Below are 12,407 nucleotides of genomic sequence, written 5' to 3' on the forward strand. Positions count from 1 at the left end.
CAAGTTGCTCAGGAATTTGTGCACGCACTTCCTCAATTGAAGCACTATCATGGTCTATCTGATCTACTGTTTCTAATAATGCTGTTTGCTTTCTTTCCTCAAAAGACAAATCATCTTCTAATTGACCCACACTTTGTTTTAAACTATAGATATTAAAAAGATAAAAGCTGCCACAAACTAAAATTATTAATACAATCCATACAAACAAAATACGTTTATTAATTTTATTCACTGCTCTCAACCTCCTCTTCTTGCTGGAGGCTAATCGTATAACGAGTCGTATAATAATCATCTGACTCTATATAATTTATCGTGTGAATAGTAACTTCGTTGAATTGTTCAATCGTTTGTATATCTTGATAAAACGTCACAGCATGCTCATTTGTAGCCGTTTCAACAATAAGTTCTATTGAGTCATTATGAAAGTTGAATGACGTTAAAATAGCATTAGATGGAACAGTCGCATCTAATTCATTTACAATTTCACTAGTACTCGTTAAAAGATTTTCTAATTCATTTGTTAGTTCATATAACTGTTGGGCTGCTTGATAATCCTCATCACCATCAATTTCAGATTGTAACTCATCATTGGCTATTTGCTGTTGATGTAAATCATTACTTAAACTTTCCATTTGATCATTCAAGTAATAATTCCATAAACCAAAACCAACTATTAGCGTGATTGTTAACAAAAATAACAGACCAAATATTATAAATGGTTTTCTACTTTTATATTCTTTTTTTGGTAATAGATTAATATTAACTAACATTAATGCACACCCTTTAATGCTAAGCCATAAACACCATGAAATTTAGGCTCAATGCCTACTTCTTTAGGACCTTTAACTTCCTTTTCAGTAAGTTGAATAATAGGAGTTTCATACGATTCTTTCATTGCTGTAATTATTTCTTCTAAATATGGATGGTCACCAACTACAGCAATACTCGTAAACCGATGATCTTGATTACTCATCATAAACTGATAGAAACGTTCAACCCGTTCAATTTCAATACTCATATCCTCTAACTCTTCCATCACCGTTTGTTTATTGAAGTCTTCTTTTGACAATGTTGGCCCAAGTTGGCTTATAATTATTTCACTTGACTCTAGATCAAATTCCTGAAGAAAAATAGGTGTGTTTTGAACAAATGCACTAAACGTTACACAATCGATTCCGTATTGCACTACGAGTAGTTGCTCATCTTCTGTGACCAATTGTTTGAAATGCATTAAACGGTAATAACATAATGGTGAAATATCAATCGCTTCAACAGTTAATCTTAAATCTTCTAAAGCTGAAACAAATTGACTGGCTACCGTTTTATCTGTTGAAATAATACTCACTTCATGATGCTCATCAAGTTGTTGTATATAAACGACTTCAACGACCGATGAATTGAATGGTAAATGAATCGTCTCACCAAGATTGAAGTTAATATGTTTTTTTACTTCGTCATTTGGAACGTCTAACGGAACTGTTTCTCGTCGAATGAACACAAGGGAATCAGGCATTATTAAACGGACATTCTTCCGATTCAATCGCCACTTCTTAATGACTGTTTTTAAGATTCTTTCAAACTGATCATAGTTTTCAATAACTCCATCTTTAATAGTACCCGTCGGTAAGAAGTGCTCTCCCATTCTTTCTATTGACATAGAACCTCTTTTGTTCTCTGTATAACGAATGACGTAATCTTTTATTTCTAAGTTAACAACTTTTTTATTCGACATTATGATCAGCCACCTATATCATTAATCTTAAATACCAATCGAGCAATTCTTCTGAATAAAAGTACGCAATAAGAGCCGAAACTGCTATAAATGGACCAAACGGAATCGGCACGCCTCTTTTCACCTTACCGAACATCATTAGGATTACTCCAACTACTGCACCAATTAACGACGATAAAAACAGCGTCATCAATGTGCCATGGACTCCTAAAAACAACCCTAAAACACCAAATAGCTTTATATCGCCACCACCCATACCACCTTTACTAATAATGGCAATAACAAGTAACAATACAAAACCTATGATAGCTGCTAAATAAGCGTCATACCAAGGGTCAGTTGGAATCCATACTCGCATTAAAATAATAGGCACTAGGAAATAAAGTAAAATGTAGTCTGGAATGATTTGTTTATATAAATCACTAACAGTAATGATGATTAACAAACTAACTAACAACCAAGCAATGAATAGTTCTAATTGAAAACCTATTTTGTAAAAGGAAAAAACAAATAATAAACCTGTTAATAGTTCAAAAAATGGATAGATTGGTGATACTTTATTTCCACAATGACGACATTGTCCTTTTTGGATTATGAATGATAATACAGGTAGTAGTTCATACCACTTCAACGTCTTTGAACATGTAGGACAATGCGATCTTGGGGTTACGATTGATTGTTTATCTGCAACTCTTAACCCTACAACATTGTAAAAAGAACCTAACACTAATCCTAGAATAAATATGTATATATAAATTAGTAACATCAAACTTATCAAATCCTATAGTTTTTTATTGGTTAAAAACAAGCGCGGAATTACCGCGCTTGTTAATGTAGATTTATTATTCTCCGATAGTTGCGCCACCTTCAGCTTGTCTTAAATCAGAAGCATTAGCATTGTTTATGTTCTGTATTGTTGCATCTTCGAAAGTTATTGATACATTACCATCAGAACCAGTACCATCAATTAAAGTACCTCTTTCGTCATTAAACTTAACCTCTACACCAGTCCAGTTACCGTCTAAATTACCACCGTCAAGGTAGTCACCTTCAATTAAAACGCTTATTTCTAGTTCGTCACCATCTACTTCATTCGTTACATCGTACAAATCAGCCGCCTCAATTATATTTATCGCCGTTGCTTTCACACTATCATAACGTGAGTCCTCAATAACATTTGCAATCGCAGGCACAGCGATTAACGCAATTATTCCTAAAATAACGATTACAGCTAGTAATTCAACTAGCGTAATACCTTTCTGATTTTTCATTAATCTTTTTAACATTTCTTACCTCTCCCCTTAATTTAATTAATTTATTTGATTAAATAGCTCAAACATTGGAATAACAATGGCGAGCACAATCGTACCAACAATGACAGATAACGTAATAATTAATAAAGGCTCTAACAAAGATTTAAGTTGATCAGTTGCTGTGTCGACATCGTCTTCATAGAATGTTGCTACTTGCCCAAGCATTTCTGGTAAAGAATTCGTTTTCTCTCCTACTTCTATCATTTGTGTTACAAGGTATGGGTAAGCCCAATGTTGACGTAAAGGCTTAACTAATGACTCCCCTTGTTTTAAAGACGACTCAGCATCTTGTAACGTTTGTTTTATAACTTTGTTTTTTAATGTTTGCTCTGTTAGGTCTAAGGCTTGAATGATTGGAACATTGTTGTAAAGTAAAGAGCCTAAAGTCCTTGTCATCGAAGCCATATTCGATTTTAAAATTAATGGACCAAAACCTGGTAACTTTAATAAATAATAATCTAATTTCATACGTAAATGATCTCGTTGTAAAACCATAATCAATATTAAACTAAATAATAGAGCAATTAAGCCAAATAAGTACCAATAACTAGTCAATAAATTACTAATGCCTAAGACAACCTGTGTAACGATAGGTAAACTAGCATCAAACTGATTAAACATATCAACAAATTCTGGAACGACGTACATCATTAGAAATATTACAACGCCCATTGCGACAAATCCTACAGTTACTGGATAAGCGAAAGTAGATTTCACTTTTTGAGATGTCTTATAATGCTTATGGTAATAATCAGCTAGTTTAGAAAGGGTTTCTTCTAGTGATCCACTACTTTCACCACTATGGACCATGTTGACGAAAATGTTTGAGAAGATTTCTGGGCGCTTTTTTAACGCGTTTGTTAACGAGCTACCTTGTCTCATATCAATTTCTACATAATACAAGGATTCTTTTAGTTGCTTTTGCTTCGTTTGTTCTCGTAAAACACCTAATGAATCAACTATTGTAAGCCCCGCTTTTAATAGTGCGGCAAACTGCTGGAGGAATACGACAAAGTCACGATTTTTTACAGGATTGCCGAAATGAATATCTTTCGTCCAAATCGATTGCTTTACTTCTTCAATCGACTCAATTTTCAACCCTTCATCTCTTAATCTAGCTTTTGCTAAATCAATATTATAGGCTTCTAGCTTACCTTGCTTTTCATTGCCGTTATAATCAGCGGCTATATATTTAAAAGAAGCCATATCTCTACCCCCAACAACTCAATCACTCTGCAGCGACCCTATATACTTCTTCTAAAGTCGTCACACCTTGTTCAACTTTACGTAAACCATCTTCAAATAAAGGCGTAAAACCTTGTTGTTTAGCTGTTTTTTCTATTTCTACTTTTGTCTTACCATCCAAAATTGCCTCTCTAATTGGATTGTCTATGTAAAGTACTTCATGAATAGCTGTTCGGCCACGATATCCTGTGTTATTACAAGTCGGACAGCCTTTTCCTTTAGTAACTTGATCAATGTGGATGTTATACCTTTCAAATACTTTGCGCTCTAATTCTGTTAGGTTTCGTTTTTCATGACAATCACGGCAAATGGTGCGGACTAAACGTTGAGCAACAACACCATTAAGTGAAGAGCCTACTAAAAACATTTCAACATCCATATTTACTAATCGACTTATTGCACCAGTCGAATCGTTGGTATGCAATGTACTCAAAACGAGGTGACCCGTAATTGAAGCCCGCACAGCCATATTGGCTGTTTCACTATCACGTATTTCACCAACCATAATAATATCTGGGTCTTGTCTTAAGATCGATTTCAAACCTGATGCAAATGTTAAACCTACTTGTGGGTTAACTTGAATTTGGTTAACTCCTTCTAGCTCATACTCTACAGGGTCTTCCACTGTTATTAAGTTAGAATGTTCACCATTTAAATGAGTTAATGCTGCATACATCGTAGACGTTTTACCTGACCCCGTCGGACCAGTTAATAACACGATTCCATACGGTTTCTCAATCATTTGTTTAAACTTTTGAAAATTGTCTTGCTCAAAGCCAATATCATCAAGCCTATTCGATACCGTCATCGTGTCCAGTACACGAATGACAATTTTCTCACCGAAAATAGTCGGCAATGTGCTCACTCTTAGATCAACATTTCGTCCTTCAACTACTCGTTTGATTCGTCCATCTTGTGGAATTCTTTGTTGTGTAATATCTAAATTAGCCATTATTTTAATTCGTGTCGTCAATGAAGATTGGACACTTCTAGCTAACATCTGTTCATTTCTTAAAGCGCCGTCAACACGCAGGCGAATAAGCACTTGATATTCTTGTGGATCTATATGAATATCACTCGCTTTTTCAACGACAGCCTGTTGAATTAACTGATTCATTAACTTAACGACAGGCGATGCTTCTTCTTCAAGTGACAAGTCTTCTGTTGGCTGATTTGGCTGGATATCTTCAAACTCTTCAGTCAAATCTTCTCGTTCATAAAGCTTCATAATACTTTGGCGGATTTCATCTTTGATGGCAATGACAGGTTCTATTTTAAATCCCGTTTGAAGTCTTAGGTTGTTTAATACGAAGTAGTCGAGTGGGTCTGCTGTTGCGACAAACAGTTTGTTTTGTTCACGTTTTAAAGGGATCACATTATTTTCTATTGCAAACTGTTTTGGTACAAGATTAAGAATGGATTGATCGAAAGCATAATTATGTAAGCGTTCATGCTCAATTCCTAACTGTTGCTGTAGCACTTCTACTAATTGGAGCTCAGTTATAAGTCCTTCTTCGATTAATTTATCTCCGAGCTTTTGGTTCGATTCTTTTTCTTTTAATGCTTGTTCTAATTGCATTACAGTTATTAGGTTTTCTTGAACTAGAAGTTCACCTAAACGCAGTTTTATTTTTCGAGCCAAAATTAGACTTCCTTTCTATCAATCTCATAAAATCTTACGCCAAATGATATAATAGCTATAAATTAGACAAATTTTGTATTATCATTTTTATTATAAGACTTTTTGACTAAAAAATCGAGGGGTATTGAGAAGTTTATATATACACGAATCGACACAACTAGAACTATTAGATTAATCAATATTCAATCTAATAGTTCTTTGTCCTTTTTCTCTTCCCCTATTCACTTCTTCCCCTTGAATAAGTGTTGAATACTAAATTCAACTATAATTGTTGTAACATCCTCAACTACAATATCTTCTATATTTGTCTCAAAAGCATAGCCACCTTCAACGTTTACTTGAGTACCATTAAACAAATTATAGCCATTCAAAGCTTGAGATAACTCATTAGTATAATATTGAGAAACATTATCTTTAGACGGTGTAGTTGCCACACTACTTAACCAATCTTTTGTTTGTTCTAGGGCTAAATCTTCAACTTTCTTAAGTACTTCATTTGTAAAATTAACGCCCATATCTTCAAGCTTATCTAATTGTAATTGTTCTTCACTTCTTTGATATTGCATAGCACTATTTGTTAAGTTAGTCATGATTACAGGTAAAGTAATACTAATAACTGCAATAATTATTAATACTAGAATTAAAGCAAACCCACGCTCATTGTTATAATTCATTCTAATTCTCCTGTTCTAAATAACTAAATATTTCAGCAGCTGGTACTTCATTAGTATAAGTATCAAGTTGGTCTACAAATATCTGTACTTTTACTTGTTGTAAGTTCAAATCACTTTCTAACTCCGTTAATTCTTCATTTGAATAGATTGTAATGATTGGATAATAAGTTCTATTATTAAGAATAATACCTTCACCATGATAATATTCAATCCTTGATTGATCCTCATTTATTTCACTCAAAACTTTTTCTGCAACATTTATCGCTGTTAACTCGTCTTCTACCTTATTAGATAGTATAATAGACTGAGAAAAGAAACCTAAAAAGATAGAAGTATAATACCTAAAATCGTTATAGCTCCTAATACTTCAATCAGTGTATAACCATGGGTATTTTTTGCTAATGGTTTAAAACTTCTCATTTAACATTGTCCTTTTCAGAAATTCAAAAATAGTTATGGTGATTCTATGATAAACAAATACTTTAAAAGCGAAAATGGTGTAACTTTAATAGAGTTACTTGCATCACTGGTATTAATTTCAATCATAAGTTTGCTAGCTTTTAGTGTTTTGAACAATACATTTCAATATAGCGAAACCTCTAACTCACACATTGAATTAAGGCAAGATTCTAACTTTATTATTACTCAAATTCGACAGCAACATCAAGAAATAAGCGAAGACTATACATTTTGTTTAGAGGATATCCAAAGAAAAGAAGAGCATTCATTTAGCCATCTAGTGATGAACGAACTTGATTTATATGATGAGCAATGTGCTACATTTGCTCATGAAAACCCACTGAATGTAGACTTCACACTAAAGAATGAACACAATCATGAGTATCAAATTAACACTACAATTGATCCTCAAGTTAATAGGGAACAAGAAAAAAATGTTCAGTTATCGTTATCATCCACTGTTGATGATTTTTATTCCTTTATTAAAAACGAAAATGTATTTATATTTAGTAGTAACATCAGTATTAATGGTTCTGCTGACATAACAGGAAATCAAAATGGGAAAATTATCATTAATAACAATGAAACTGATTTAGACTTCTCTACAGCAGACCAAATATCGACTGAAAATATTTTTATTGACAAAGCAGGACAAGAGGTGAACCTTATAACAAGCACAAGCCTTGGAGAAAACGGAGTAACAGAAATTATTAATATTATAGGGGATGTAAATCTAAATAACGGTGGAGCTACGATCAATTCAGAGGAAGTTATTATAGATGGTAACGTCACCTTTAATAGCAGTAGTATTATTAATGCTACAAACGTCTATATAAGCAGCGATGTAATCTTCAATAACTGGTCTGGAAATATTAACGCTGATAATATATATATAGGGGGAGACATCAATTCAAGGAACCCTGAGCACGAACTACTAAGAACTGGTGAGTTTAATGAGGAACAACTCCTAAGTCATCCAACGAATAATATACCTCCTTTAAAAGAAGATCACTGGTTTTATGAAAATGGTTATGAAACTACACTAAACTTAAATAGTGAATCGAAAATCTTCTCACCATCAGATTTAAATATCCATGTGGGTAATAATGATCCTGAGAACTTTATCATTGCCTCTAAGGGGAATGTGTCAATAGATTCTAACTGGTCACAACTCGATGGAGTTATAATTGCTCCAAACGGTAAGGTAACTTTCAATGGCAACTCCTTTACTGGTGTAGTTATATCAAGAGATGGTTTTGATGTACCAAACGGAGGTTCATCTATTAACTTTAGAAACATAGAAGAATACATTACCTCCGATAACTTACCTTTTGATCAATAAGAAAAAACGTATAATTAAATGTCTTTAAAAAACACTCCATCACCTCTGAATATGTCATTTTTGGTGATGTGAGTGTTTTATTTTGCTAATATAAATGTCTATCCTTCAATACTACGCCACAACGTTAAGGCAGCATAACTTCGATATGGAGACCATTTTTGTGCCGCTTTTTCAATGACATCTTTTTTCGGCTTCTCTTCCATTCTCCATTCTTTCTTTAACGCGTTTTGTATACCAACATCTGCTGCAGGGAATAAATCTTCTCGACCTAGACCAAACATGAGCCAATTTTGTACTGTCCAAGGGCCAACTCCACGGACTTTACCTAATGATTTCATTACTTCTTCATTCGATTTTTTCGCAAATGATTCTAACTCCAAGTCACCATTTGCGATTAGTCTCGATGTATCAATAACGTATTCAGCTTTCCTCTGACTAAATTGTAAATCTTTTAAATCTTGATAATCCAGATTCGCAACGAATTCAGGCTTAGGGTAAAACCATGAACCATCAATCTGTTCTCCAAACTTTTGGACAAAACGAGTTGATAACGTATAAGCAAATTTCATGTTTAATTGTTGATGAATAATAACTTTCATCAATGAATCATACAAGTGAAAATCTTTTACAATCGGAGTACCTGCATACGTAAAAAACAGGCGTGCTAAATCTGATTCTTCAAAAAAGTCTTCAACATCTTGCAAGTCACGATCCCATTGGAACAAGTTACGAATATGCTCAAACACAACATCTTGGTCTTCATCATAATCAGACATAACTGAAAACACTGGTTTTTCCGTTGTTCCTTCCCCTTTAACTCTTACAACGCATTTGTTGTCTTGATCTATACGAACAGGCACGTCTACCCAACGTTCCTTCATGTTTACGTTAATTAACGGATCCATATCTAATCGTTGTAATGTATAGTCAAAGTCGTAAATGCCTGCTGCATGGTAATACTCTTTCCACATACTTTCCTCTCCCTTATTTTGAGCAACCTAGAATGTTTCTTTTAGTTTACAACTTTTACAGGACTTTTAGCAAAAACTTTTAACCGATCGGTACTGAATGATGCCACACTAAATCATCTAAGGAGCCAAACTCATAATCTTGATCTCTTAGCTCATCAATTAAATAACCGAGTGCTTCAGCGTTGTCTTCTGTCACAGCATGCAACAATATGATAGCCCCTGGATGAACTTGCCTTAACACTTCATCAAAAGCATGTTTCCACCCTTTATTTTCATCACGATTCCAATCAACTAAAGCTACTGTCCAAAATATATTCGTATAGCCTAACTCATCAGTCAATTTCAATGTTCTCTCACTAAAGATTCCTTTAGCTGGACGGAAAAACTTCACTACTTCTTGATCAGTTGTATTTATAATTTTATCATCTAAAACTTTTAAGTCTTCTTTTACCTTATCATCACTTACTTTAGTATAATCCAAATGATCATTTGAGTGATTGCCAATGATATGCCCCTCTTCTACTTTACGTTTGACAAGCTCTGGTTGATCATCGACATAATGCCCGGTTAAAAAGAAAGTCGCTGGTACATCTTTTTCATTTAACACATCAAGTATTTGTTCTGTATAACCTTGCTCATAACCACTATCAAATGTTAAATAAACCATGCGATTTTCTTCATCACCTAAGTAAAGACCATTGTACTTTTCAATTAATGGGCCATAAAACCCTAAGTCAGGAGGCATTTCGTTGTATTGCTTCTTATATCCATACCCGTATGACTCATTAGATACTGCATTGACTGGCACACTAAAAATTAATAACATGACGATCGTTAAAAACGTTAGCTTCTTCATAACAAACCTCCCAATTATTAGACCTATAACCTTAATATGATTCATGCATAGTAAAATTATGAATGGAAGGCATTGGGTAAGAAAAAACCTCTCCATTTATATGAAGAGGGTTAAACAATTATAGTAAGACAGCTCCAATTAGTCCGAAGATAAAGATCGGAATATTGAAGTGTAAGAACGTCGGTACACACGTATCCCAAATGTGATTGTGTTTACCATCGACATTTAGACCTGCTGTTGGTCCAAGCGTACTATCTGAAGCTGGGCTACCAGCATCACCTAAAGCACCGGCAGTACCGATTAATACAGCAATTGCCATCGGTGAAAACCCTGCCGCCGTTGCGATTGGAACATATAAAACGGCTAAAATTGGAATTGTACCAAACGATGTACCAATACCCATTGTAATGATTAAACCAACTAATAATAAAATAAACGCAATAAATAGTTGATTGCCTTCTAACAGACCTGAAGAAGCATTGACTAATGCTTCAACTGAACCTGTTTCCTGTAAGATACCAGCGAATCCAGATGCGGTTAGCATAATAAAGGCGATCATCCCCATCATACTAATACCACGACTCATAACATCTTCAATTTGGCGATAAGGAACAGCTACTAGTAAGAACATTAAAACTAAACCGGTTAAAGCACCAAGTACCATTTCTTCAGTTACAATTTGGACAACTAATGCTGCCACAATGGCAATAATAGTCATCGTATGTTTTCGTTCAAATACAAAAGGTGAATCATCTATTTCTTCAACTGTACTCGGCTCACTCTCTGGTTCAATTTGACTGTAATCACGTTTTTTACGATAAGTAATCGTTAAAGCTATAATTAAGCCTATAATCATCCCGAAACCCGGTACAAGCATAGCAACTGTCACATCAGCTAAAGGTAACACTACACCATTTTCCTCCATATGTTCTTGAATTAAATCTTGGAAGATTAATCCAAACCCTAAAGGAACCATGACATAAGGCGCTTTAAGGCCAAATGTTAAAGCTGTTGCCACAGCGCGTCGATCAATTTGAATTCGATCAAATAAAGCAATTAATGGGGGAATTAGAACTGGTATAAACGCTATGTGAACTGGAATTACGTTTTGGGATAACGAAGCGATCACAACAATTACACCTAACATTACACCCCTTCTACCTTTAATAGCTCGTCTTAAAAATTGTACGAACCCTTTTGTAATACCAGTTAAGGCAATGGCAATTGCAAATCCACCCAACAAAATATAACTAAGTGCTGTATTAGCACCACCTGCCATACTGGTGGTAAATATTTCAACTAACTCTTCAAATGACAAACCAGCCATTAAACCAGCTGTCATACCTGATAAGACAATAGCTAAAAGTACATTTACTCTGAACAAACTTAAAATAACCATTAATAAAACAGATATAATAACAATTGAAGCCATAAAACCTTCTCCCTTTTTCTTTTATTTCTTTCATTTCATTATCTCATTATCACATTAACACTTTATCATAATAAAATCTTTAATCAAAAAATTCAACCCCCTTTCATAAAAATCTTATGCGGGGGTTGTCCTAATTATTGACTTAATTTTTCTTCCATTTCATTTAATAAACTAATATAACGATCGATATCTTCTACTGTTAACTTCTCAGGATCAACTGATTCAATCTGCTCTAATAAGTTAGCTAGCCTTGATTTTACTGACTCTAAGCTTTTTTCATCTGACATGTGATTACTCCTTGTTGATTGCTTCTACTGTTTCCTCAACTTCAATTGTCGGCACAACTGATTGGACCATTGAACAGTTTTTCGAAGCTGTATTTAAGCTTTTTTGTAATTTCTCTTCGTTTAAATTATGACCTGTTACTTTAAAGTGTAAATTAACCTTTTCAATTTTATTCACAGCATCATCACTTCGTTGAACTTCCGCTTCAACCGTCATTTCATCATATTCAATTTTCTGCTTTTGTAAAATGCGCTTATATACTAAAACGCTACACCCTGCAAGTGATGACACCATTAGTTGGAAAGGTCTGAACCCTTCTGATTCATCACCTGAAATGACTAACTGATCATATTCTAAATCTGTTGTGATATGTTGGTCTGTTACATTAAATTTCATTTCAAGCGCTCCTTTTATATTGATTATATTAGATTTATTTTAACACGAAATTACGATACA

At 34.1% G+C, this 12,407-nt stretch carries 16 protein-coding genes; 1 reads left to right on the forward strand and 15 read right to left on the reverse strand.

Annotated elements, in window-relative coordinates:
- From A194_RS18125 to A194_RS21380, 10 genes are all read right to left on the reverse strand, one after another.
- A partial coding sequence (locus tag A194_RS18125) for a hypothetical protein (protein WP_040402672.1) occupies positions 1-232 on the reverse strand: 232 nt, incomplete at its 3' end.
- Positions 225-770 carry a PilN domain-containing protein gene (locus tag A194_RS0109980; RefSeq protein ID WP_017186707.1) on the reverse strand — a complete coding sequence of 182 codons (546 nt, stop codon included), beginning with the start codon at positions 768-770 and terminating at the stop codon, positions 225-227. The genes A194_RS18125 and A194_RS0109980, both read right to left, overlap by 8 nt.
- Positions 770-1,732, reverse strand: a complete 963-nt coding sequence (gene pilM, locus A194_RS0109985) for a type IV pilus biogenesis protein PilM (protein WP_017186708.1) — start codon at positions 1,730-1,732, stop codon at positions 770-772. The genes A194_RS0109980 and pilM overlap by 1 nt, the downstream gene beginning before the upstream one ends.
- Before the next feature lie 13 nt (positions 1,733-1,745).
- Positions 1,746-2,498, reverse strand: coding sequence for a prepilin peptidase (locus A194_RS0109990; RefSeq protein ID WP_337442974.1), 753 nt, complete (start codon positions 2,496-2,498; stop codon positions 1,746-1,748).
- Positions 2,499-2,574: 76 nt separating this feature from the next.
- Positions 2,575-3,018: a type II secretion system protein gene (locus A194_RS0109995; RefSeq protein WP_017186710.1), complete on the reverse strand. Its 444-nt coding sequence runs from the start codon at positions 3,016-3,018 to the stop codon at positions 2,575-2,577.
- 24 nt (positions 3,019-3,042) lie between these two features.
- The gene (locus A194_RS0110000; protein ID WP_017186711.1) at positions 3,043-4,251 is read right to left on the reverse strand and encodes a type II secretion system F family protein; all 1,209 of its coding nucleotides are present in this window, start codon (positions 4,249-4,251) and stop codon (positions 3,043-3,045) included.
- Between the two features lie 22 nt (positions 4,252-4,273).
- Positions 4,274-5,932 carry a GspE/PulE family protein gene (locus A194_RS0110005; protein WP_017186712.1) on the reverse strand — a complete coding sequence of 553 codons (1,659 nt, stop codon included), beginning with the start codon at positions 5,930-5,932 and terminating at the stop codon, positions 4,274-4,276.
- Positions 5,933-6,153: 221 nt separating this feature from the next.
- A complete protein-coding gene (locus tag A194_RS0110010; RefSeq protein WP_017186713.1) occupies positions 6,154-6,606 on the reverse strand; it encodes a hypothetical protein in 453 nt (150 codons plus the stop codon).
- A 1-nt stretch (position 6,607) separates the two neighbouring features.
- Positions 6,608-6,847: a hypothetical protein gene (locus A194_RS0110015; RefSeq protein ID WP_017186714.1), complete on the reverse strand. Its 240-nt coding sequence runs from the start codon at positions 6,845-6,847 to the stop codon at positions 6,608-6,610.
- A 77-nt stretch (positions 6,848-6,924) separates the two neighbouring features.
- Positions 6,925-7,026, reverse strand: a complete 102-nt coding sequence (locus tag A194_RS21380; RefSeq protein WP_083834282.1) for a type IV pilus modification PilV family protein — start codon at positions 7,024-7,026, stop codon at positions 6,925-6,927.
- A gap of 46 nt (positions 7,027-7,072) precedes the next feature.
- On the opposite strand from A194_RS21380, the gene A194_RS0110020 reads away from it, so the two are divergent.
- Positions 7,073-8,407 carry a PulJ/GspJ family protein gene (locus tag A194_RS0110020; RefSeq protein ID WP_017186715.1) on the forward strand — a complete coding sequence of 445 codons (1,335 nt, stop codon included), beginning with the start codon at positions 7,073-7,075 and terminating at the stop codon, positions 8,405-8,407.
- Positions 8,408-8,505: 98 nt separating this feature from the next.
- On the opposite strand, the gene A194_RS0110025 is transcribed toward A194_RS0110020, so the two are convergent.
- The 5 genes from A194_RS0110025 to A194_RS0110045 all read right to left on the reverse strand — a co-directional run bounded on the left by A194_RS0110025 (position 8,506) and on the right by A194_RS0110045 (position 12,347).
- Positions 8,506-9,378, reverse strand: a complete 873-nt coding sequence (locus A194_RS0110025; RefSeq protein ID WP_017186716.1) for a DNA-3-methyladenine glycosylase family protein — start codon at positions 9,376-9,378, stop codon at positions 8,506-8,508.
- A gap of 79 nt (positions 9,379-9,457) precedes the next feature.
- Positions 9,458-10,234: a polysaccharide deacetylase family protein gene (locus A194_RS0110030; RefSeq protein ID WP_017186717.1), complete on the reverse strand. Its 777-nt coding sequence runs from the start codon at positions 10,232-10,234 to the stop codon at positions 9,458-9,460.
- Between the two features lie 118 nt (positions 10,235-10,352).
- Positions 10,353-11,666: a Na+/H+ antiporter family protein gene (locus tag A194_RS0110035; RefSeq protein WP_017186718.1), complete on the reverse strand. Its 1,314-nt coding sequence runs from the start codon at positions 11,664-11,666 to the stop codon at positions 10,353-10,355.
- Positions 11,667-11,800: 134 nt separating this feature from the next.
- Positions 11,801-11,953 carry an SE1561 family protein gene (locus A194_RS20070; RefSeq protein WP_017186719.1) on the reverse strand — a complete coding sequence of 51 codons (153 nt, stop codon included), beginning with the start codon at positions 11,951-11,953 and terminating at the stop codon, positions 11,801-11,803.
- A gap of 4 nt (positions 11,954-11,957) precedes the next feature.
- Positions 11,958-12,347 (reverse strand): OsmC family protein, encoded by a 390-nt coding sequence (locus A194_RS0110045; RefSeq protein ID WP_017186720.1) that lies wholly within the window; start codon positions 12,345-12,347, stop codon positions 11,958-11,960.
- Positions 12,348-12,407 lie beyond the last annotated feature (60 nt).

The organism is Alkalibacillus haloalkaliphilus C5 (assembly GCF_000269905.1).
Lineage (GTDB): Bacteria > Bacillota > Bacilli > Bacillales > Alkalibacillaceae > Alkalibacillus > Alkalibacillus haloalkaliphilus_A.

Coding starts and splice junctions, on each gene's coding strand:
- A194_RS0109980 (WP_017186707.1), bottom strand. CDS start 770: ATGTTAGTTAATATTAATCTATTACCAAAAAAAGAATATAAAAGTAGA.
- pilM (WP_017186708.1), bottom strand. CDS start 1,732: ATGTCGAATAAAAAAGTTGTTAACTTAGAAATAAAAGATTACGTCATT.
- A194_RS0109990 (WP_337442974.1), bottom strand. CDS start 2,498: ATGTTACTAATTTATATATACATATTTATTCTAGGATTAGTGTTAGGT.
- A194_RS0109995 (WP_017186710.1), bottom strand. CDS start 3,018: ATGTTAAAAAGATTAATGAAAAATCAGAAAGGTATTACGCTAGTTGAA.
- A194_RS0110000 (WP_017186711.1), bottom strand. CDS start 4,251: ATGGCTTCTTTTAAATATATAGCCGCTGATTATAACGGCAATGAAAAG.
- A194_RS0110010 (WP_017186713.1), bottom strand. CDS start 6,606: ATGAATTATAACAATGAGCGTGGGTTTGCTTTAATTCTAGTATTAATA.
- A194_RS21380 (WP_083834282.1), bottom strand. CDS start 7,026: ATGAGAAGTTTTAAACCATTAGCAAAAAATACCCATGGTTATACACTG.
- A194_RS0110020 (WP_017186715.1), top strand. CDS start 7,073: ATGATAAACAAATACTTTAAAAGCGAAAATGGTGTAACTTTAATAGAG.
- A194_RS0110025 (WP_017186716.1), bottom strand. CDS start 9,378: ATGTGGAAAGAGTATTACCATGCAGCAGGCATTTACGACTTTGACTAT.
- A194_RS0110030 (WP_017186717.1), bottom strand. CDS start 10,234: ATGAAGAAGCTAACGTTTTTAACGATCGTCATGTTATTAATTTTTAGT.
- A194_RS0110035 (WP_017186718.1), bottom strand. CDS start 11,666: ATGGCTTCAATTGTTATTATATCTGTTTTATTAATGGTTATTTTAAGT.
- A194_RS20070 (WP_017186719.1), bottom strand. CDS start 11,953: ATGTCAGATGAAAAAAGCTTAGAGTCAGTAAAATCAAGGCTAGCTAAC.
- A194_RS0110045 (WP_017186720.1), bottom strand. CDS start 12,347: ATGAAATTTAATGTAACAGACCAACATATCACAACAGATTTAGAATAT.